Source organism: Bradyrhizobium sp. UFLA05-89, assembly GCF_059803475.1.
The window spans coordinates 26,270-47,264 of the sequence record NZ_JBANBA010000042.1 but is presented as its reverse complement, the minus strand read 5'-3'; the positions used below and the strand labels follow the sequence as shown (position 1 = coordinate 47,264).

At 62.2% G+C, this 20,995-nt stretch carries 17 protein-coding genes; 1 reads left to right on the top strand and 16 read right to left on the bottom strand.

What is annotated here, in order from left to right:
- Window positions 1-15: 15 nt before the first annotated feature.
- The 15 genes from SO139_RS22170 to SO139_RS22100 all read right to left on the bottom strand — a co-directional run bounded on the left by SO139_RS22170 (window position 16) and on the right by SO139_RS22100 (window position 18,808).
- Window positions 16-1,167 (bottom strand): substrate-binding domain-containing protein, encoded by a 1,152-nt coding sequence (locus SO139_RS22170; RefSeq protein ID WP_449382204.1) that lies wholly within the window; start codon window positions 1,165-1,167, stop codon window positions 16-18.
- A gap of 203 nt (window positions 1,168-1,370) precedes the next feature.
- Complete coding sequence (locus tag SO139_RS22165) at window positions 1,371-2,363, bottom strand: ABC transporter permease (protein ID WP_449382203.1); 993 nt, start codon at window positions 2,361-2,363, stop codon at window positions 1,371-1,373.
- A complete protein-coding gene (locus SO139_RS22160; RefSeq protein ID WP_474799997.1) occupies window positions 2,360-3,928 on the bottom strand; it encodes a sugar ABC transporter ATP-binding protein in 1,569 nt (522 codons plus the stop codon). The genes SO139_RS22165 and SO139_RS22160 overlap by 4 nt, the downstream gene beginning before the upstream one ends.
- A 536-nt stretch (window positions 3,929-4,464) precedes the next feature.
- Window positions 4,465-5,271, bottom strand: a complete 807-nt coding sequence (gene iolB / locus SO139_RS22155; protein WP_449378127.1) for a 5-deoxy-glucuronate isomerase — start codon at window positions 5,269-5,271, stop codon at window positions 4,465-4,467.
- Between the two features lie 58 nt (window positions 5,272-5,329).
- Window positions 5,330-6,223, bottom strand: coding sequence for a myo-inosose-2 dehydratase (iolE, locus tag SO139_RS22150; protein ID WP_449378126.1), 894 nt, complete (start codon window positions 6,221-6,223; stop codon window positions 5,330-5,332).
- Window positions 6,224-6,231: 8 nt separating this feature from the next.
- Window positions 6,232-8,067, bottom strand: coding sequence for a 3D-(3,5/4)-trihydroxycyclohexane-1,2-dione acylhydrolase (decyclizing) (gene iolD, locus SO139_RS22145; RefSeq protein ID WP_449378125.1), 1,836 nt, complete (start codon window positions 8,065-8,067; stop codon window positions 6,232-6,234).
- Window positions 8,064-9,974, bottom strand: coding sequence for a bifunctional 5-dehydro-2-deoxygluconokinase/5-dehydro-2-deoxyphosphogluconate aldolase (locus SO139_RS22140; protein ID WP_449378124.1), 1,911 nt, complete (start codon window positions 9,972-9,974; stop codon window positions 8,064-8,066). Before SO139_RS22140 ends, iolD begins: the two co-directional genes overlap by 4 nt.
- 14 nt (window positions 9,975-9,988) lie before the next feature.
- The gene (locus tag SO139_RS22135; RefSeq protein WP_449378123.1) at window positions 9,989-10,999 is read right to left on the bottom strand and encodes a Gfo/Idh/MocA family protein; all 1,011 of its coding nucleotides are present in this window, start codon (window positions 10,997-10,999) and stop codon (window positions 9,989-9,991) included.
- Window positions 11,000-11,027: 28 nt separating this feature from the next.
- Complete coding sequence (locus SO139_RS22130; RefSeq protein ID WP_449378122.1) at window positions 11,028-11,957, bottom strand: sugar phosphate isomerase/epimerase family protein; 930 nt, start codon at window positions 11,955-11,957, stop codon at window positions 11,028-11,030.
- A 10-nt stretch (window positions 11,958-11,967) separates the two neighbouring features.
- Window positions 11,968-13,143 (bottom strand): Gfo/Idh/MocA family protein, encoded by a 1,176-nt coding sequence (locus tag SO139_RS22125; protein ID WP_449378121.1) that lies wholly within the window; start codon window positions 13,141-13,143, stop codon window positions 11,968-11,970.
- Window positions 13,144-13,168: 25 nt separating this feature from the next.
- Window positions 13,169-14,071, bottom strand: a complete 903-nt coding sequence (locus SO139_RS22120; RefSeq protein ID WP_449378120.1) for a sugar phosphate isomerase/epimerase family protein — start codon at window positions 14,069-14,071, stop codon at window positions 13,169-13,171.
- Window positions 14,072-14,250: 179 nt separating this feature from the next.
- Window positions 14,251-15,273, bottom strand: coding sequence for an ABC transporter permease (locus SO139_RS22115; protein ID WP_449378119.1), 1,023 nt, complete (start codon window positions 15,271-15,273; stop codon window positions 14,251-14,253).
- A 50-nt stretch (window positions 15,274-15,323) separates the two neighbouring features.
- Window positions 15,324-16,862 carry a sugar ABC transporter ATP-binding protein gene (locus SO139_RS22110; protein WP_449378118.1) on the bottom strand — a complete coding sequence of 513 codons (1,539 nt, stop codon included), beginning with the start codon at window positions 16,860-16,862 and terminating at the stop codon, window positions 15,324-15,326.
- Between the two features lie 107 nt (window positions 16,863-16,969).
- Window positions 16,970-17,908 (bottom strand): sugar ABC transporter substrate-binding protein, encoded by a 939-nt coding sequence (locus SO139_RS22105; RefSeq protein ID WP_449378117.1) that lies wholly within the window; start codon window positions 17,906-17,908, stop codon window positions 16,970-16,972.
- A gap of 81 nt (window positions 17,909-17,989) precedes the next feature.
- Window positions 17,990-18,808, bottom strand: a complete 819-nt coding sequence (locus SO139_RS22100) for a TIM barrel protein (RefSeq protein ID WP_449378116.1) — start codon at window positions 18,806-18,808, stop codon at window positions 17,990-17,992.
- A 327-nt stretch (window positions 18,809-19,135) separates the two neighbouring features.
- Here SO139_RS22100 and SO139_RS22095 point away from each other — a divergent pair, with 327 nt between their 5' ends.
- Entirely contained in the window at window positions 19,136-20,167 is a 1,032-nt protein-coding gene (locus SO139_RS22095; protein WP_474800017.1) for a LacI family DNA-binding transcriptional regulator, read from the top strand.
- Between the two features lie 130 nt (window positions 20,168-20,297).
- On the opposite strand, the gene SO139_RS22090 is transcribed toward SO139_RS22095, so the two are convergent.
- Complete coding sequence (locus tag SO139_RS22090) at window positions 20,298-20,777, bottom strand: cyclic nucleotide-binding domain-containing protein (RefSeq protein ID WP_449378115.1); 480 nt, start codon at window positions 20,775-20,777, stop codon at window positions 20,298-20,300.
- Window positions 20,778-20,995: the final 218 nt, after the last annotated feature.

The following is a 20,995-nucleotide window of genomic DNA, read 5'->3' as shown; positions in this document are numbered from 1 at the left end:
ACGCATCCCGATCGCTCAATTGCAGGCGGGCTTCGCCTTGTTGCAGGCGTCGGTCAGTTCCTGCGGCGGCTCCTTCTTGAAAACCGTCCGATAGGATTCGAGCACGTTCGACTGCGTCACCGGCAGCGACTGCACACCGATCCAACCCGGCGTTTCCTTGCCGAGCAGCGCGTTCATCATTGCCATCGCTTCCGCCACGCCCTGATCATAGGGGCGCTGCGAGCCGGTGGCCTTCAACGGACCACCCTTGGCGATCTCGATCGCTGATTGCAGGCCGAGATCGACCGTGGTGACGGGAATGTCGATGCTCTGCGCCCGCATCGAACTCAGCGTATCCAGCGCCGGCTGATCCCAGACAGCGAACAGTCCCTTTACATCGGGATTGCCGGTGAGGAAGTCGCCCGCGATCTGCGAGACTTTCGGCGGATCCGTGAAATCGACCTGCTTCATTTTTATGTCTGGACGGTTCGCCTTCATCCATTCCCGAACCCCCTTGGTGCGCTCGTTGGTGCTGAAATAGTCGACGCCGAAATTGACGAGACCGATGGTGCCGCCCTGCGTAACACAGGATGCAAGGATCTGTGCCGCGATCTGGCCGTTGCCCTGGCTGTCCGCAGAGACCATCGAGGCATACTCTTCTGGGTGCTTCAGGCCGGTCGGAATGCTGTCCATCAAGACCAGCTTGATGCCGGCCTTGGCGATCTTCTTATAGGTCGGTGCGGTCGCCGTGAAATCGACCGGGATCGAGATAATGCCGTCCGGATGCTGCTGGATGGTGTTCTCGATGTCGGCGATCTGCTTGTCCACCTGATATTCGGCGGACGCAACCCCCGTCACCGTTACTCCGTACTTCTTCAACGTATCGGTGATGCCCTGGATCTGGAGCTGCGACCAGTCAAGGTTGACCGTCTGCATGGAAATGCCGACCTTGAAGTGCTTCTCCTTGACCTTCGCAGCGTCAGCCTCCGAGAGCGCGAGCACCTCGGGCGAAGCCGCCTTCTCGCCGTGGGGTCCCTGGCCGACGATCGATTTCGGTCCAAGCGTCGCGAGATCGACGCCCTTGACGCAGGTCGCAGGCACTTCGGCGCGGGCCGAGGGGGCGAACGAGACGGCTGTCGCTGCGATCAGCGCGGTCAGCGGCAAGGTTCGTCGTAAGATTGGCATCATTGCTTCCTCCATTTTGGCCACCGATTCACTGGAGGGCCGGCAGCCTTGCCCCCACCCAAGCAGCGCAATGATCCTGTGCTCATGCGCTGCGCCTTAATCTGACTAAAGCGCGATGAGATTAGGATGAATCGTCATCGCACTTTAGGTTGTCGTTTGAGCATGATCTTTTCGGAAAACCGCTGCACACTTTTCCGGATCATGCTCTAGCGTTTCGTGAAAGCGACCGCGGCAACGATGATCGCGCCCTTGATCACGAGCTGCATCGGCGAGCTCACACCGAGCAGCACAAGGCCATTGTTGAGCGTGCCGATCATCAGGCTGCCGAACAGCGTTCCCAGGATGTAGCCACGCCCCCCGAACAGGCTGCAGCCACCGAGGATCACCGCGGCGATGACGTCGAGCTCCATTCCCTGGACGACATCTGGCCGCGCAGCATGTGAACGCGCCGACAGCACCAACGCCGCGAGGCCGGCCAGCGTGCCAGTCAGGACAAAGGCTGCGGTCGTCACCCATTTGGTGTTGATGCCGGAGTAGAGCGCTGCCGTCGGGTTGCCGCCGACCGCGTAGATACGACGGCCGAACACGTTGTAGTGCAGCAGCAGGATGCCGAGGATCGTCGCGACCAGCGTCCAGGCGATCGGCACCGGTATGCCGAGGAACGTGCCTTCGCCGAAGATTGCAAAATAGGTCTCGTTGGTGATGATCACGGGCTTGGTGTTGGTGACCATCATCGCCAGTCCCCGGGCCATGCTCAACGAGCCGAGCGTCACCAGGAAGGACGGGATCGAAAGCTGCGTGGTCAGGATGCCATTGAGCAGCCCGATAAGCGCGCCGGTGCCAAGCCCGGCGACCGCCCCTACAACCCAGCTGTTGTTGATTTGGCTCATCGCGAGCGCGGCCGCCATGCCTGATAGCGCCAATGTCGATGCGACTGAAAGATCGATCTGACGCGCGACGATGACGAAGGTCATGCCCACCGCAATGATCGATACCAGCGTCGTCTGGCGTCCAATGTTCAGAAAATTGTCGACCGACAGGAACCAGGGTGAGGACAGGCTGAATACGACGAGCAGGATCACGAAGGCGATGTAGAGCATGTAGGGCCGCTCGCCCCGCAGCAGATTCTGCAGAAGCTTGCGGCGACGATCGGATCGGGTCGACGCGGCGACGACATTGGGCGCGATCAGTTCGGTCATGCGGGCAGCCCTTGCGATACGCCAGCCTGGTACATTTGAAGAAGATGGTGGAGCTCTTCGGCATCGTCGATCTCCCCGCGCATGAGCGTTCGAGCCACATGGCCATTGACGATCACTGAGATGCGGTCGCAGAGCTCGATCAATTCGACGAGATCGGACGAGACGACGAGGACGCCGGTGCCGTCACGAACGGCATTCCGGATTACACCGTAAATTTCCTCCCGTGCGCCCACGTCGACGCCAACCGTCGGCTCGTCCAGAAGCAGGACGCGCGGTCGCGGATCATTCCATTTTGCGAACACGACCTTCTGCTGGTTGCCGCCCGAGAGTGTCCGGACCAAGCTGGAGGCACCCTGCGCCTTAACGGCAAGCTTGGTGATCGCGGCCGCCGCACGCTTGGCGGCGGCGTGCTGCTGCATCCAGCCCCACCGCGAGAAATAGGGAATTCGTGACAGGGTGACGTTGCGTTCGATCGAATGGTCCAGGACCAGACCCTGCACGTGCCGATCTTCCGGCACTAGCGCGATACCCTGATCGATCGCATCGGCCGGGCTCTTCGGCAACCAGCGCCGGCCCTCGATCTCAATTGTGCCGCTGTCGAGTGGCCGGAGGCCGAACACCGTCTCCAGAATCTCCGTGCGTCCGCTGCCGATCAATCCGGCGAGGCCGTGGATCTCGCCTTTCAGCACGGACAGATCGACGGATCGTAGCCGGTCATTGAACGCACCCGACAGAGACAAGACCGACGACGGATCGAACGCGCGCTTTGCCGCGGGCTCGGCGCGCGACGCCGCTGCGGGCGTCAGTCGATCGGTTCCGACGATCGCATTCACCAGCCGCTTCATGTCGGTATCGACGGTGACGAACGTGCCAGCATTGGCCCCATCACGGAGCACTGTGACACGCTGCGAGATCTCGAAGACCTCGTTGAGCCGATGGGTCACATAGATCACGCCGACCCCCCGCCGCGTCACCTTTCCGATCGCATCAAACAGGATTCGGACTTCGTCCGACGTCAGCGACGATGTCGGCTCATCGAGGATGAGCAACCGCACCTCGCCCATTAGCGCCTTTGCGATCTCCGTCATCTGGCGGAAGGCGAACGGCAGCGAGCCGACCGTCGCTTTCGTATCCAGGGGTATGCCGAGTTCCGCCAGGAATGCTGTGGCCTGCGCCATCAGTTCTCGCTTGCGGACGAAGCCGAAACGCATGCGCGGCTCGCGGCCGAGCAGCAGATTGTCAGCGACGCTAAGCGATTCAACCAGGCTCAGGTCCTGATAGACGACGGCAATCCCCGCCTCGCGCGATTTTGCCGGACGGTCGAACGCCACTGGCCTGCCCGCAATCTCGATCGTGCCGCTGTCGAGGGCATGAACACCGCTCAGTATCTTGATCAGTGTGGATTTTCCGGCGCCGTTCTCGCCCAGCAGCGCGTGTACCTCGCCGGCTCGCACCTCGAGATTTACGTCGCGCAGCGCACGCACTCCACCGAAGCGCTTGTTGATGCCGTTGACCATCACAAGCGGCGTCGGAGGCCGTGCGGCAACCGAACCAGACGGCTCCAAGCTCTCCTCCGTCGTAGTCCCACCTCTGGTACGATGGTGACATTTTGTTATTATCGCAACTTAGTTTGTTATAATTCTATCAGATTGACCGACTGTCAATGGGAGATCGGCCCGAACGAACGTTTGAGGACACTGATCCGGCCGCATGCGGCCGTCATCATCGTGCGATAGGGTCGTGCGATAGAGATTGTCGTCGGCGTCGACATGCGGCCAACGCGCTGGGTGCGCCTGGTTCGCCGCAACCGATCTCTGCGCCAAGCCCTGCGGATTTTGCTTCGAACAGAAGCTTCACGGTAATCGCCGCAGCGACTACGTCTTGGCGTTGCCCAATTAGAACCGACCCGGCTCGCTCCGAGGCGGCTTCATCAGGCTTGAAAGTTGCGGGCTTCACCAATGGTTAGAAAGAGGCAGTCGACCTTACCAAGTTGGTGCCTTTTCCTTGTCAAAGATGAGACGTTGAAGCTGGACGTCACCTTCTCGAGGACAGAATTGGCCTGATCTCGGATCTGCGCTCCGGATGACCAGGCGTCCTCATTTTAGGCATCACGCTTCATGATCCATTCGACCGCCGGGCTCGGCAGGAAACGCCATTTGCGCAAAGGGCCGGCCATCACGTTGAGATAGTACATCTCGAAGCCATGGGGTGCGCCGCAGGGATGGTGCCCGCGCGGAACCAGGACTACGTCGCCGTCGTGCACAGCCATCGTCACGTCGAGTTGTAAATCGTCGGTGTAGACACGCTGAATACCGAAACCGCTCGATGGTTTGATGCGATGGTAGTATGTTTCCTCAAGGTAGGTGATACGCGGAAAATCATCTTCGTCGTGACGATGCGAGGGGTAACTCGACCAGTGGCCCGCAGGCGTGAACACTTCGGTTACGAGAAGGCTATCGCAATAATCCTCGTTCTCCATCGCAATATTGTTGATGTAGCGCGTGTTCGTCCCCTTGCCACGCTCGATCAGCGTGATTCCGTCCGGACCAATGCGCCGCGCCGCGTGGCCACCCCTGCCAGGAGCCGAACAGACGGCGATTGTACAATCTGTTTCGGCAGTTGCCTGCCACGCGGCGCCGCTGGGTAGATAGAGGCAGTGTGGCGGGGTCTTTTCAAAGACGTCCATCCGCTCGCCCAGACTACCCCAGTCATGCCCACAGCCGGTAAAGGCGGCCTTGCCCTCTACCATCACAAGGATCACCTCGCGATCGCCCTGCGCCTCGGCGGCCTGCTCGCCCTGGCGCAGCCGGTAAAGCGAGAAGCCGACATATCGCCAGCCTGCGGATTGCGGCGTGATTTCATGCACCTTCCCGTGGGTACCAAAGGGTTTGCGTAGCAGTTCCGCCATATTTTTCTCCTGAAGCGCCGCATGCTGGTTCAGCTAGGTTGGCGCTAACCCGCACGATCTACGCGAGGCCGACACGCGCGGCGATCTCCTTGAGCGTGCGCAAGCCCAGACCCTGATATTTGAGCGGTTCGCGGACCCGGCTGTCCTGCTCGGCCTCAATGACGATCCAGCCCGAATACCCATGTTGAGCGGCAATCGTCAGCACCGGCTCAAAGTCGATACAGCCTTCGGGATCGCCCGGCACCGTGAAGGCTCCGCGCCGCACACCTTCGAGAAAACTCAAACCGTGCTCACGCACCTGCCGCATGATCGGGGGACGGATGTTCTTGCAATGGATATGAGTGATGCGGTCGATATATTTGCGCACCATTTGCGATGGATCAGCACCTCCGAAAAAGGCATGGCCCGTGTCGAACAATAGCCGGGTATGGGGACCTGCCATTTCCATGAAGCGATCGATGTCGGCGCCGCTTTCAATGATCGTACCCATGTGATGATGATACCCCATCTTCACACCCTGACCATGGGCGTACTTCGAGAGCTCCTCATATCCTTTCGAGAAGCGCTCCCATTGTTCATCTGTCATGATCGGGCGGTCGTTGACCGCCTCGCGGTCATTGCCATGCACTGTGTTCGAACACTCGCACGCGTTGATGTGATCTCCACCGGCGGCTCTTACCATGTCGATGAAATGCTGAAGGCTCTTCTTCTCAGCATCGATATCGTTCACGAGAATATTGGTCGAGTGCCAGCCGGCCGCAAAGCGCAGACCGTACTCTGCGAGCTTCGCTTTGAGCGCCTGCCCCTCATCAGGCATCTTGTGGCCCTTTTCGATGCCGTCGAACCCGATTTTCTGGCAGTCGCTCAGACAGTCTTCGAGCGTGAGATGATCGCCAATGCTCCAGTCATCATCATTCGACCAAGCGATTGGGTTAGTACCAAACAGGATCATGAGGGACCTCAATCAAAAGTGCGCTGAAGTTGCGCGTTGGCTTCGTGCCGTTCTCGGGCATGCTCAAGACGCTCAGGACCACCGGCTTGCGGAACGGCCACGTCCCACCAGTGTCCGCCGGCGCCTGTACCGGGTACGGCGTCGGTATCGATCACGATGACAGTAGGCTTGTTTCGCGCGCGCGCCGCGATGATCAGCGCTTCCAGATTGGCGATGTCCGATGCTTTCTCCGCCCAGGCGCCCATGGCTCGAGCATGTGCGACGAAGTCGATTTCGGGCTGCTCCTCAACGGCGCAGTCCTTGTACAGGTTGTTGAACTCGGCTCCGCCGCATTCGATCTGCAGACGGTTGATGCAACCATAGCCGCGGTTATCGGTCAGAACGACGGTAAACGGGATGCGCCTCATGACGGCGGTGGCAAGTTCAGAATTCGCCATCATGTAGGAGCCGTCGCCGACGAAGCAGACGACCTCCTTGTCCGGCGCGGCGAGCGCGATGCCGAGCGCGCCGGCGACCTCGTAGCCCATGCAGGAATAGCCGTACTCCATGTGGTAGCCACCCGCTGCCGCCTGCCACAGAACCTGCAGCGCGCCCGGCATGGTGCCGGCGGCGCACATGACGACGGTCTTTTCGGTCGCGACCCGCTGCACTGCGCCGATCACCTGCGCGTCAGTCGGCAGGACGTTGGCGGTCCCCTCCGGCGCGGCCGTCACCGCCTTCACCTTGGCGTGCCAGGCGGTGCGCGAAGCGGCGTCCGGGGCTTGCGCCTTGTGGCCGCCGAGCAGAGCCGAGAGCTGTTCGAGCGCCACCTTGGCATCGCCGACAACACCGATCGCGCCGTGCTTGGTGGCGTCGTAGCCGTGCAGATTGATCGAGACGAGCTTGCGGGCGCCGTTCTTGAACAGGGCCCAGCTGCCGGTCGTGAAATCCTGAAAGCGCGTGCCGACGCCGATGACGAGATCTGCGTCGGACGCAAGCGCGTTGCCGCATTCCGAACCGGTCACGCCGGGCGAGCCGAAGTTCAGGGGATCGGTCCAGGCGTTCGCCCCCTTGCCGGCCTGGGTCTCCAGGAAGGCGATGTTATGCTTCGCGGCGAAAGCGGCGAGCGTCGCCTCGGCGCCGGAATAGACCACGCCGCCGCCTGAGATCAGCACCGGCTTCTTGGCGGCACGGATCAGGCCCGCGACCTCCTCGACCTCGCGCGGGTCCGGCCGCGGCCGGCGGATGCGCCAGATCTTGGGCTCGAAGAAGCTTTCCGGATAATCGTAGGCCTCGGCCTGGACGTCCTGGCAGAAGGCCAGGCACACCGGCCCGCAATTGGCCGGATCGGTCATCACGGCCAGCGCGCGCGGCAGCGCGGTCAACAGATGTTCGGGCCGCGTGATGCGGTCGAAGTAGCGCACCACCGGCCGGAAGGCGTCGTTGGCCGAGCCCGTGCCGTCGTCGAAATCCTCGACCTGTTGCAGCACGGGGTCCGGGCGACGGTTGGCGAACACGTCGCCGGGGATGAGCAGGACCGGCAGGCGGTTGACATGCGCGAGCGCGGCCGCCGTCACCATGTTGGTGGCGCCGGGGCCGATCGACGAGGTCACCGCCATCGCCTTGCGGCGCTTCATGGTCTTGGCATAGGCGATCGCCGTATGCGCCATCGTCTGCTCGTTCTGGCCGCGCCAGGTCGGCAACGCCGTGCCGATGCCGTGCAGCGCCTCGCCGAGACCGGCGACGTTGCCGTGGCCGAAGATCGCCCAGACACCCTCGATGAAGCGCCCGCCCTCTTCCGTCATCTGCACCGAGAGCCAGCGCACCATGGCCTGCGCCGCGGTCAGTCGGATCGTCTTGGTCATGCCGCCTTCTCCCCCGCGGTTGCGCGCGCCTCGTCCCAGATCTCGCAGAGCCGGCGGTAGCGCAGTGCCATTTCGGCGACCGCCGCCTCGTCGGACGTCTCACCCTTGAACCACGCCCGCGCCACCTCGCCGAAAATGGTGCGCCCGACCGCAAAGCCCTTCACCAGCGGGAAGCTGGCGGCGACGCGGAAGCTGGCGGCGAGTTCGGCCTCGGGCGCATCGAGACCGAGCACGACGATGCCGCGGGTAAAGCGGTCGTGCGCCTCGATCGCCTTGCAGGCAGCATCCCAGGCGGCTGCGCTCGCCAGCGGTTCGAGCTTCCACCAGTCGGGATAGATGCCGGCGGCGTAAAATTGCCGGATCAGCGTTGCCGTCGTCGCATCGTCGACCGGCCCGACCTTCGAGGCCACGATCTCCAGCAGGAACTCGAGGTTGTTGCGCCGTGATGCCTCGAACAGGCGCTTGACGCTCTCTTCCTGCGCCGCGCGCGTCGCAACGTCATCGTTCGGATGGCAGAAGCAGAGCACCTTCACGACGTTCTCGCGCGCCCACTCACCGAGGCCGCCGCAGTCGGCCCCGAGCTCCGGCTCCAAGGAGAGTGGCCGCGAGCCCGGCCATTCGCAGGGCCGGCCGATCCAGAGGCCCGAACCGGAGGCAGCGTGGAGCGCGCGCCGACCGGTGCGGTTGTCGCAAAGGATGCCGTAGCCGGGCTGCCCGCCCTGCACCTCGAGCGCGGCCTTGAGGCACAGCTCCTTGAAGGCGCCACCCTTGGCGAGCGTGTAGCCGTCCATCTGCTCGAGCTGCGACCGATGGTCGAAGGCGAACACCCGACATTCCGACCAGTCGCCCGACCGATTTGTCGCCCAGTGGATCTGTTCGAGCTCGGTGTCGTGGCGCAGCGCCTTCACCGTGATGCCGCGCTTGAGGAAGAACCGGAGCTCCTCCCAGGACGGATAAGCCGGCGTGCAGCCGTGGCGGCTGACCGCGAAGGCGCCGCAGGCATTGGCGTATTCGAGCGCCTTCGGCCAGCTCTCGTCGTCGAGCCAACCGCGCAGCAGCCCGGCGAAGAAGCCGTCACCGGCGCCAAGCACATTGAAGACTTCAATCGGGAATCCCGGGCCCATCTCGCCGTCGTCGAGACTGTCGGGGATGGCGGCAGCGAAGGCGACCGCCCCCTTCGCCCCGCGCTTGCAAACCAGCGTCGCCGGGGTCAGCGCGCGGACAGCTCGCAGCGCGGCGACCGTGTCGGTCGAGCCGCCGGCAATGTGGAATTCCTCCTCCGTGCCGACGATCAGGTCGAAGAGATGGAGCGCGCCCTGGAGCTTCCTGGTGACCGTCGCGCTTTCGATGAAGCGGCTTTCACCGGCGCCATGGCCCGCGAGGCCCCAGAGGTTCGGGCGATAGTCGATGTCGAGCGCGGTGCGGGCGCCGTGGGCGCGGGCGAGCCGCAGCGCCTTGAGGACGGTGGCTTCGGTTCGCGGGTTCGACAGATGCGTACCGGTCGGCACGACCGCGCGCGCGGAGGCGATGAAGGCCTCCTCGATGTCGTCCTCGGAGAGAGCCATGTCGGCGCAATTCTCGCGATAGAAGATCAGCGGGAACTGGTCCTCGTCGCGGATGCCGAGCAGCACCAAGGCAGTCAGACGCGCGGGGTCGGTCTTGACCCCCTGCACGTCGACGCCTTCCCGCTGGAGCTGTTCGCGGATGAACCGGCCCATGTGCTCGTCGCCCACCCGCGTGATCAGCCCGGACTTCAGCCCGAGCCGCGCCGCCCCGCAGGCAATGTTGGTCGGAGAGCCGCCGATGTACTTGTTGAACGATCCCATGTCCTCGAGCCGCCCGCCGACCTGCGCGCCGTAGAGATCGACCGAGGATCTTCCGATCGTGATGACGTCGAGTTTCTTCATTGGCCGGCTCCTCGTCAGCGGTAGAGCGACGGCCGGTCCGCCATCGTGATGGCGACGAGCGCGCCTGCACTTTCCTGCGCGGCAACGCAGGCATCAGAGGTGATCGCCGCGACATAGCCGTCCCAGGAGCTCGGACCCGTTGCCGTCCCCTCCGCCGCTGCCTTCAGGAAGTCCTGAAGCTCGACGTCATAGGCTGCGACGAAACGGTCCTTCCAATCGGTCAGGATGTCGTTCTGCAATTTCGCGCCGAGCCGCAGCTCGATCGCCATGGGCTCGGGCAGGCGCGCGGTTCCGTCCTCGCCCACGATTTCGCACTGGATGTCGTAGCCGTAGTGGCAGTTCACGAAGATCTCGACGTCGATCAGCACGCCCTTCTTCGTTTCGAGCACCACCACCTGCGGGTCGCGCAGCTTGGCATGCGACCGCGTGGCTCGACGCGGAAACAGCACACGGGCCGAGACGTAGTCGTCGTCGAGCAGCCAGCGCAGCACGTCGATCTCGTGGATCAGCGTGTCGTGGATCGCCATCGGCGTGACGTAGGCCTCGGGCACCGTGGGGTTTCGATGGGCGGCATGGACCATGATCGGCGCGCCCGTTCGCGTCCGGATCGCCTCCTTGAGGGCGACGTAGCCCGCATCATAGCGGCGCATGAAACCAACCTGCACGAGCCGGCGGCCGAGAGCCGCCTCCGCATCGACGATCCGCCGCGCGCCCTCCGCCGTCGTGGCGAGCGGCTTCTCGCAGAAGCAGGGCTTGCCGGCAGCAATGGCTGCGAGAACATACTGCTCGTGCGTCGCGCCCCAGGACGTGACCAGAACCGCATCGACGTCCTTCGCCGTGACCAGTTCCTCCCCCGTCGCGTAGATCGCCGCATCCGGCGCCACGTCCGCCTTGACGGCCTCCGCCACCGCCCGGTTGACGTCGGTAACGGCAACGATCCGACCTCCCGCGAGCACGTTATTGATCCTGCGGGCATGGTCGCGGCCGATGGCTCCCGAGCCGATCACGCCGATCTTGACTGTCATTGCTGGTCTCACTTTCTGTTCGGTTGCGTTAGAAGCCTGCTCGCCGCAGGAAATCGCGGCTGGCCGCGAGATCGTCGAGAATCGAGCTGGTATTGCGGGGGTCGCGCTCCTGCTCGATCGTGATGTAACCGCCATAGCCGATGTCGCTGAGCAAAGTCCGAATAGCCGGATAGGCGATCTTGCCTCTGCCGATCGGGCACATCACGCCTTTGGCGCAAGCATCGAAGAAACGGATACGCTCGTTCATCACGGTACTGAAGACGCCTGGGTCAATGTCCTTGAAATGGATGTAGTCGGCGCGCTCACGGTATTGCCACAGCACCTCGACCGGATCCATGCCCGCATAGGCGAGATGGCCGGTGTCGAGGCAGAGGCCGGCAAGCTCGGACGGAACATCCGCAACGATGCGCTCGATCTCGTCGGCGAACTCGATGTAGCCGCCGGCGTGGGGATGGATCACGGCGCGCACGCCGTATTTGTCCCGGGCGAGCGCCGCAATCGCGCGAATGGTCTCGACCATGCTTCGCCACCCGCTCGCCGCGAGGCGCGGTGCGCGATCCGAATGGCCGGCCGCGAAGTCGCGCGCGTCGTGTCCCCAATCCATGACCGTGAGGTATGGCGCCTCATGACGCTGGCCATCATGGGTCACGGGTTTTGGAAGGCTCACGATCAGCGCGCAAATCTCATCAGTTTGCCGGAGCAAATTGTCACGGTTTTCCGGCGAGACCAAATCATCGAAGATGGTCCCTGCGACGATGCTGAGCCCGCGCCGCTCAAGCGCGTCCGAGACGCGGGCCGCATCGAGCGGCAGGTAGCCGTAAGGCCCGAGCTCGAGACCACCGAACCCGGCCTCCGCTGCTTCGTCAAGCACCTTTTCCCACGCCGGCAGGTGGGGATTCCTGACGTCGTCGACGCCCCAGCAGCAGGGCGCGGTCGTGATGGTGATCGGCTTGATCATCCCCGGCCCCTCACCGAAAATCCACCCACACCGAACCAGCGTTGGCGGAGCGCACGCAGTTCTCGATCCAGCGGACGCCTTCGGTACCGTCGTTGATCCCGGGATAGATCAGGCCATCGAGCGCAGCCTGGTCGCCTCGCCGCTTCGCGTCGATTGCCTGCGCGAGGCGCAGATAGACGTTCGCCCAGGAGTCCCCAAGGCCTTCAGCATGCAGGCCGCCCATCCGATCGCTGCCAAGTGACAGCTCGTCGAGGTAAGGCATGCCGTGGCTCATGAGTTGAGCCGGCCGGCCCTGCATTTCATGCCAGAGCTCGTTAGGATGGGCGTCGCGCCAGACGAGGCTGGCCTGCGAGCCGACGATCCGGATCGTCTGGGAGTCCATCGAGCCCGCACAGACCGACGAACACCACAGGCGGCCGACGGCGCCGTTGTCGTAGTGGAAGAGCACATAGGCGTTGTCTTCGAGCGGCGCGCGCGACTTGACGAAGCTCTGCCGGTCGCACAGAAGCCTGGTGACCTTCATATGCGGCAGCACCATCTGGCTCAGGTAATAAGTGTGTGTGGAGAGGTCGCCAAGCACGAATGTCGGCCCGCTCGTTGCCGGGTTCGTCCGCCACCTCTGCGCTTCGGACGCGTTGGAGTCGTCAGCCGAATTGAAGCCGTGGATGTAGCAGAGGTCGACCATGCGGATCTCACCCAGCACGCCCTTCGCGACCATGGCCCGCATTTGCAGGAGCATGGGAAAGGCCGAATAGGTGTAGGCGACACCGACGATCAACCCCTTGTCGGTGGCGAGCCGCTCGATCTCGCGACATTCCTCAACCTTGAAGAAAAGAGGCTTCTCGCAGATGACGTGAAGTCCGGCCATGAGGCAGGCCTTCGTGATCTCGAAGTGCGTGTGGTTGGGCGTCGCCACCGTGACGACTTCCACCCCGTCCGGCCGTCCCGCTTCTTCGCCGATCATGGTCCGGTAATCGGGATAGCAGCGCTCGCCATCGACGCCGATATTGATGCCGAAATCCCGTCCGCGCGCCGCATCGACATCGAAGGCCCCGCACACCAGCGTATAGGCCGTGTTGTCCCGCAGCGCGCCGGTCCGGTGTTTGTAGCCCACTTGGCCCGTCCGCCCACCGCCCACCATTCCCCAGCGAAGCGGGCGCTGGATCAATCTCTCACCGTTCAGCATGGACGCTCCTCGCTTTCCGCCCCGACTACTTCTTCCAGTGGCTGTCGACGTATTCCTGCATCTTCCGCCGCATGAACCGGCCGGATTCGTCGGCCTTGTCCTCCCATGCGAAGACGCAGGAGCTCATGATCCCGTCGAAGCCGATCTCGGCGAGCGTAGCGAAGAAGTCGTCCCAGGGAACTTCGCCCTGGCCTATGTTGAGATGCTGATGCACGCGGGCGTTCGTGCCCGGCGGATTGAGGATATAGCGCAGGCCGGACGAGGCCTTGTGATTGAAGGTATCGCCGACATGCACATGTGCCAGGACATCTGCACATTCGCGAAGCATCGCCTTGGTGTCATCGCCGAAATAAAAGGTGTGCGGCGCGCAATAGAGGAACTTCACGCGCTTGGAATTGACGGTCCGGATGATGTCGACGGCGGGCTGCAGGGTTTCGCACCAATCCTCAGGATGCGGTTCGATATGCAAACTAATGCCCTCTTTCTCGAAGATCGGCACCAGCTCCTCCATCGAGCGCCACCACGCGTCCTCACAGGTTTCGATCATCGAACCGGTATGGCAGCAGTAGCAGGAGCCCTTGTCCGGATGCGGCCCCCGCCCGAACTCGGAGTTCATCGTATCAACCTCCATCTCAACGGCGATCTCGATGGCACGCTTCCAGTGACGCACGGCGGCGCAACGCTCGACCTCGTCGTTGGACGCCCAGCGATACATCGGCAGCAGCGAGGCAATGCGGACGTCCGCTTGCTTCAGCGCCTGCTTGAAGGATCGGATGCGCTCCGGAAAAACGCGTGGAGCCTTGAACCATTCGAGAAAATCTTCCCGCGGCGAAAGCTCGATCCAGTCGTAACCGAGTTCTTTCACCTTGACGGGCAAGGCTTCCAGCGAGAGGTGCCGATGCATGAAGGGATCGAGCGCGATACGCATCTATCTGTTCCTTGGTGTAATCTGGTTCGATCTAAGGTCGATCCCGATCGGTGGACCGCAGCCGCCAGACCTGGATCGAGCGGACATCTGAGCAATACCGTTGCTTTGCCGGTTGGCCTCGAGTCCTCTGAAAGAGATCTCGTAGGCCGTGGCGAGTGTCGATGTTCAGGCGACCAGTCTCATGATTTCTTCTGCCGCTTCTTCTGGCGATGAACATCGGTCACGACGGCGGCCACGATGATCGCGCCCTTGATCATCTCCTGGTAGTAGGCGTCGATACGCAGGAATGTGAAACCGGAGATAACCACGCCGAAGATGATCATTCCGATTGTGGTTCCCAGGACCGAGCCGCGCCCGCCCGACAGCGACACCCCGCCGATCACCGCCATGGCGATCGCGTCGAGCTCGTACATCTGACCCATGCCGGCCTGCGCGGTGAGACCGCGCGCAGCCACGACGATGCCGGCGAGAGCGGACAACAAACCGGCGACGGCATAGATCTTGACGATGTGGCGTTCGACGTTGATGCCAGTCACGCGCGCCGCTTGCGGATTGGCTCCGATCGCATAAGTGAATTTGCCGTAGCGTGTGTAACGCAGCACCACATGCATCACCACGGCGACGAACAGGAAAATGAAGACAGGGGTGAGCTTGGAGCCCAACGCGGCGAAGCTCTCCGTCGGAAAGCTGATCGGTTGGCCCTTCGTGTACCACTTCGCGAAACCGCGCGCTGTCACCATCATTCCAAGCGTAGCGATGAACGGTGGAATTTGGGTGTAAGCAATCAGCGCACCGTTCACGACGCCGCACAGAAGGCCCGTAAGCAGCCCGGCGACGATCGGCACGACGACCGGCATGTCCGTCAGCGCTGGATAGACAGCACGGGAATAGGTGCTGACCTGGGCGAGACTCATCGAGATCATGGCCGTCGCGCCGACGATCGAGCCCGAGCTGAGGTCGATGCCGCCGGATATGATGATCTGGGTCACGCCTATGGCGATGATACCCACGACCGAGACCTGGAGGATCATGATCGACAGGCGTTGCGGGTTCGCCAAAAAGCTTTGCCCCTGGATCAGCCATCCCAGAATCTCGAACGTCGCGGAAATGCCGATGAGAACGAGCAGAATGCTCAACTCGGGCGGCAACCGCCGCGTCGGCTTCGGCACGGCCTGCACGGATTGAACGACCGCCTCTGTCATGATCGATTCCTCCTTTGCTCTCTCTTGTTCTGTAACTCGCGCGTCGCAGTTCAGCGTGCGGCGAGATCCATGATCTTGACCTGGTTTGCCTCGCCACGATCGAGAAACCCGGCCACATGTCCTTCGTGCATCACCATGATGCGGTCGCTCATCCCGAGCACTTCCGGCAGCTCCGATGAGATCATGAGAACGGCGACGCCCTCGGCGGCGAGGCCAGTGATCAGGCGGTGGATTTCCGACTTCGCGCCGACGTCGATCCCGCGCGTCGGCTCGTCGAGGATGAGAATCCGGGGCTTCGTCAGGAGCCAGCGAGCGATCAACAGCTTCTGCTGATTGCCGCCCGAAAGGTTTTCGACGATCTCGGCGAGGTCCGGTGTCTTGACCCTGAGCTTCGCCGCCATCTCCGCAGCGAGCCTCGTCACCGTCTTCTGGTCGACGAATCCGGCCGTCACATGCGCGCCGGTGATCAGTGCTGACTGGATGTTCGCGAGACAATCAAGGATCAGGAAGCAGCCGGTCTCCTTCCGGTCCTCCGTGAGGAAGGCGATGCCGTGCTTCATGGCGGTCGCCGGACTATCGATGCTGACCGGCTTGCCATCGATCAGTATCTGTCCGGCTTCGGCCGGTACCACGCCGAACAGCGCCTCTGCGACATTGGAGCGCTTGGACCCGACCAGCCCTGCGAGCCCGAGGATCTCACCCCGGCGCAACGTGAAGGAAATGTCGTGGAACACCCCCTTCAGGGTGAGGTTCTTCGCCTCCAGCACGACATCGCCGATCGGACAATCGACCTTCGGAAACATGTCGGTGATCTCTCGTCCGACCATCATCCGGATGATGTCGTCGCGCGTCACGTCCTTCGCGGCATGGGTGCCAACGTAGCGCCCGTCACGGAACACCGTGAATTCATCGGCGATCGCGAAGAGCTCGTTCATCTTGTGGGTGATGTAGACGATGCCGATCCCGCCGGCTTTGAGATCGCGGATGATCTCGAAGAGATGCTCCACCTCACGTTCGGTCAGCGCCGAGGTCGGCTCATCCATGATCAGGATTTTGGAATTGTAGCTCACCGCACGGGCGATCTCGACCATCTGCTTCTGTGCCACGGTGAGCTCGGAGACCTGTGCGATCGGATCCAGGCTCAAATTGAGCCGGTCGAACAACTCCCGCGTCATTGCCGCCATGCGCGCGTGATCGATCAAGCCATACCGATTCCGCGGCTCGCGGCGAATCCAGATGTTCTCCGCGACCGTCATCCAGTTCATCAGCGCCAACTCCTGGTGGATCATCGCGACCCCCTGCTCCAGCGCATCAAGTGGAGACTTGAGCGTAACGGGCGAGCCGAAGAGCCGGATTTCGCCGGCGTCGGGCTGATAGATGCCGGCGATGATTTTCATCAGAGTAGACTTGCCGGCCCCGTTTTCGCCCATGAGCGCATGGACCGTGCCCGGCCGGACGCGCAGACGCACGTCGTCAAGTGCAACCACGCCTGGGAATTCCTTGCGGATACCTTCGATCGCCAGAAGACCGTCCTGTTCGATCTTTTCCTTGTAGCGAGCGACCGCTGCCAGCGTTTTCGGACTCAGCATGGCCTTGCCTCCCGGCGTCGTGGGGTTGCGCGCGGTTTCTCCGCGCCCGCCGTCACCGGCCGCGGGCTCGCAAGGGAGCATGCCTACGGCCGGAAGACGTTCGGGACTCAGTTCTTGGTGAGATAGTTCTTGAGATTTTCCGGCGTCACGAGTTCGAACGGCACCCACACGGTGCTGTCGACCTTGCTGCCCTTGGCGAGCTTGAGCGCGGTCTTCACGGCGCCCTGGCCCTGACCGGCTGCGTTCTGGAACACGGTCACCGCAAGGTCGCCGGCCTGCATCGCCGCGAGCCCGTCCTTGGTGCCGTCAATGCCGCCGACGAGGATCTCCTTCGTCGAGAGGCCCGCAGTCTTGATCGACCCGATGCCGCCGATCGCCATCTCGTCGTTGTTCGGGATGAAAGCATCGAACTTGAGCCCGGCCGACAGCCAGTTGGTCATGAGATCGGCCGCCTGGGTGCGCGACCAGTTGGCGGCCTGCTTCTCCACGATCTTCATGAAGCTACAGTCCGGAGTGGCAATCACATCCTCGATGTCCTTGGTCCGCTGGCGGGCCGCCTGGTTCGAAAGTTCCCCCATCATGACGACAATCCGGGCTTCTTTCTTGCCTTTGTCCTTCAGCGCACGGCAGATTTCCTTGGTTTCAAGCGTGCCGGACTCGGCCTCGTTCGAGCCGACGAAGGCCTGATTGGATGGAAGCTTTTCGAGATTGACCGGCATGCGGTTCACGAAGACGAGCGGGATGCCGGCGTCCGCCGCGGCCTTGCTCATCGCTGCCGTGGCGTCGGTGTCGACCGGGTTGACGATGATGGCGTCGACTTTGGCCGCGGCGAAGTTCTGGATCTGGTTCAGCTGCTTGCCGACATCGTTCTGCGCGTCTTCGATCTGCAGCTTCACGTTCTGTTTGGCAGCGCTGTCCTGAATCGCCTTGCGGAGCACTGTCAGGAAATTGTCGTCGAACAGTGCCATCGAGACGCCGATGTTCTCGGCCAAGGCCGATCCGGACATGAGCGCCGAAATGGCGGCCGCGAGCACGAGCTTCCTCATTATTTCCTCCCGCGTTCTGCGTGGCCGGCGTCCACGCTGATTATGCCGGTCGTGTTTTCCGCCGCATGCCGGCGGCTGCCGTTACGCGGGCGTGAGAGAGACCCTCTCGTTCATGAAGCCAATTGATCGACGCAGCGCGCTCTCCGGATCGGCCAACGCGTGCACCGCCGGAGAGAATGCCTCGTACGAAATCGGCCCGGCATATCCGGCTGCCAACAGAGCTTCGATCTGGGCGATGTTGCCGAGCCGGTCCGCCTCGTCGACGAGAACCCGATGGGCATCGCGCATGTCGGCTACCGCGAGATCGACATCGACGACGCCGGAAACGTGGACGATGCCCGTATATTCCGGAAAAAGGGGACCGCCGCCGGCAAGGTGATGATGAAAGGTGTCGTGAACGAGCCGGTAATGGCGCGCGACACCGAGACTCTCGATCACTTCGATCGTTTCCGCCTTGCTGCGGAGCGAAGAAGTTTCGAAGCCGAGCGGCTCGACAAGGGCGATCATGCCCGCGGCCTCCAGCATGGGCGCGATCTCGCGTAAAGCAAGGCGCAGATTGCCGATCCGCTCGCCCGCGCCGAGGCCCCAGCCGTCGTTCCGCGGGATGAGGCTGATGGTCTCCGCCCCGCAAGCCGACGCAGTCCGGATCAGAACATCGACAGCATCGCGACGGGAATCTGACCAGTCGTTGAACGGATAGACCTGTGACAGGCCGACGATCCGCAGCCCCTGATCCTTCGCCTTGGCGGCCACGACGCCGGGCGCATCGCCATTGAATAGCGGTTGAGCCAGATCATTGCGCAGTTCGACGCCAATGCACCCAAGCCGCTTGGTAAGCGCAAGGAGGCCCTCGTAACGCAGCCCCGGCACCGTCATGTGATTGATCGCTATGGGCAGCATGTCCGCCTGTTCCTCCGGCCTGTTGATGTCTGGTTGTACGTTCGGCGTGTTGACGCTCGGGATGTAACGATGCCGAAGCAGTGAACGTCAAGGCGTGTGGGGTATTTCGCGTCATTACATGACGTATCATGACGCATTTATGAGGCGACTCCACCACGCCTATCGGGGACAAGCATGAAGACAGATATGTTTTGTATTACAGATATTTGATCCGCATTTCTCGACCGTTGGCTTTAATTCCCGTTCAGCGAGTCAAACTTGACGCGCCATGAAAGCATCAATATCGTTGAGATCAATGATGTAAATTACATCAGAATGCGCAGTGCAATGGCTGACAGACCGACCATCATCGACGTCGCGAGGGAGGCGGGTGTCAGCCCCTCGACCGTCGACCGTGTTCTCAACGGGCGCCAGAACGTCCGCTCCGACACTGCGCACCGCGTCTTCGCGGCTGCCGTGCGGGTCGGCTATCACGCCACTCGGCTGATCGAGCAGCGTCTGAACCCGGATCTACCGAATTTCCGGCTAGGCTTTTTGCTGACCAAACCGGAGCAGAGCTTCTATCAGTCGATGGCGCGGCATCTGGAGCATGCGGTCAAAACCGCTCCGGGCATTTCAGCTCAGGCGATCATCGAGTTCTGCCCGACACAAACAACCAAGGACATGGCACAGATGATGCGCGCGATCGGCTCCCGGGTCGATGCGTTGGCCGCCGTCGCCGTCAATCATCAGGACACCACCGCAGCCGTAACCGATCTTAAGGCGGCCGGCGTGCCGACAGTCTCGTTGCTTTCGGACTACGCCCAAGGTGAACGCGCAGCCTATGTCGGACTTAACAATCTCAAGGTAGGGCGTGTCGCGGCCTATATGCTTGCGACGGCCATGCACGAGCCGGGAAAAGTCGCGGTCTTCGTCGGCGGTCATCGCTGGCACGGGCATGAATTGCGAGAAACCGGCTTCCGCAGCTATTTCCGAGAATACCATCCAAGGTGCACAGTGCTCGATACTCTCGTCAACTTGGAGACGCCCCAACTCACGCATGAAGCGACGCTCGACCTGCTCGAGCGCCACTCTGACCTGAAAGGATTGTACGTTGCCGGAGGCGGCATGGAGGGCGCAATCTCCGCCTTACGCGAAGCGCGCAGGCCGGGAGAGGTAAAGCTCATCGTGAACGAACTGACGCCCGAATCCCGGGCCGCGCTGTCTGATCGCTATGTATTGTTGGCGGTCTGCACTCCACTTGAGGAGTTCAGCAGGGATCTCGTGTCTTTGATGATCAATGCCACGCGGGGCCCCGGCGAAGGCCTGCCCGGGCAACGCTTTCTGGAACCTCATCTGTATCTGCCGGAATCGCTATGACTGGGTAAGCGAACTCGAACGCACCGCCGAGCGGCGCCTTGAAGTACCAGAAGTCGTTCGAGCCGGGAACATGAGGTCCGGGACCTGAGTCGCAGTTGCTCCTGAACCAGACGACGCAGACGAATTTGAGTCATTGCCTCTCTTGAAGTGTCAGCAGTTTGGCGATCCGATTGTCGGCGCGGCGGAGTCGTCGACAAAGCTCGCGGTTGATGTTCTGCATCACCATCACATAGGCGTGGATGTCGGCCTTGTAGTACGCGTAGAGTTTTCCGGCCGTGAGTTCATACAGTACGGTTGGGCTCTCCGCGACGACGGTGGCTGATCGGTTCTGCATTTCGATCAGCGTCATTTCACCGAAAAAGTCACCCGGCTCGAGAGATGACATTCGAACGACGCGCCCGGAGTCCCCGAGCTTGCTCACTACGAGCTCGCCGGAGTGAACAATGAACATCGATCGCCCCGCCTCCCCTTCCGCTACGATGGTGGCGCCGACGTCGATGCGTCGCTCGATCAGCATTGAGAGCAAGAGATCGAGGCTTGCGTCTGAGAGGCCACCGAAAAAAGGGGTGGCGAGTAAGAACGCTTTCAGATCGGGCGAGCTGACGGCCATCGACCTAGTATATGCCTGCCTCCAGCGACGGCAAGCGGGCCAAGCCCAACGAGCAGGCCGCTGACGTTGAAGCCATTCCTCGCCCCCGAGATGGGTGGAGCGCATATTTCGGGGCGGACCGGTCGTCGCCCTGTCGGACTGCCAAGTCGCACCATGTGCGCGGGATCACGGACGTCGATTTGGCCGCCTAGTATGACTCCGGCATGCAGGGGTGAGCT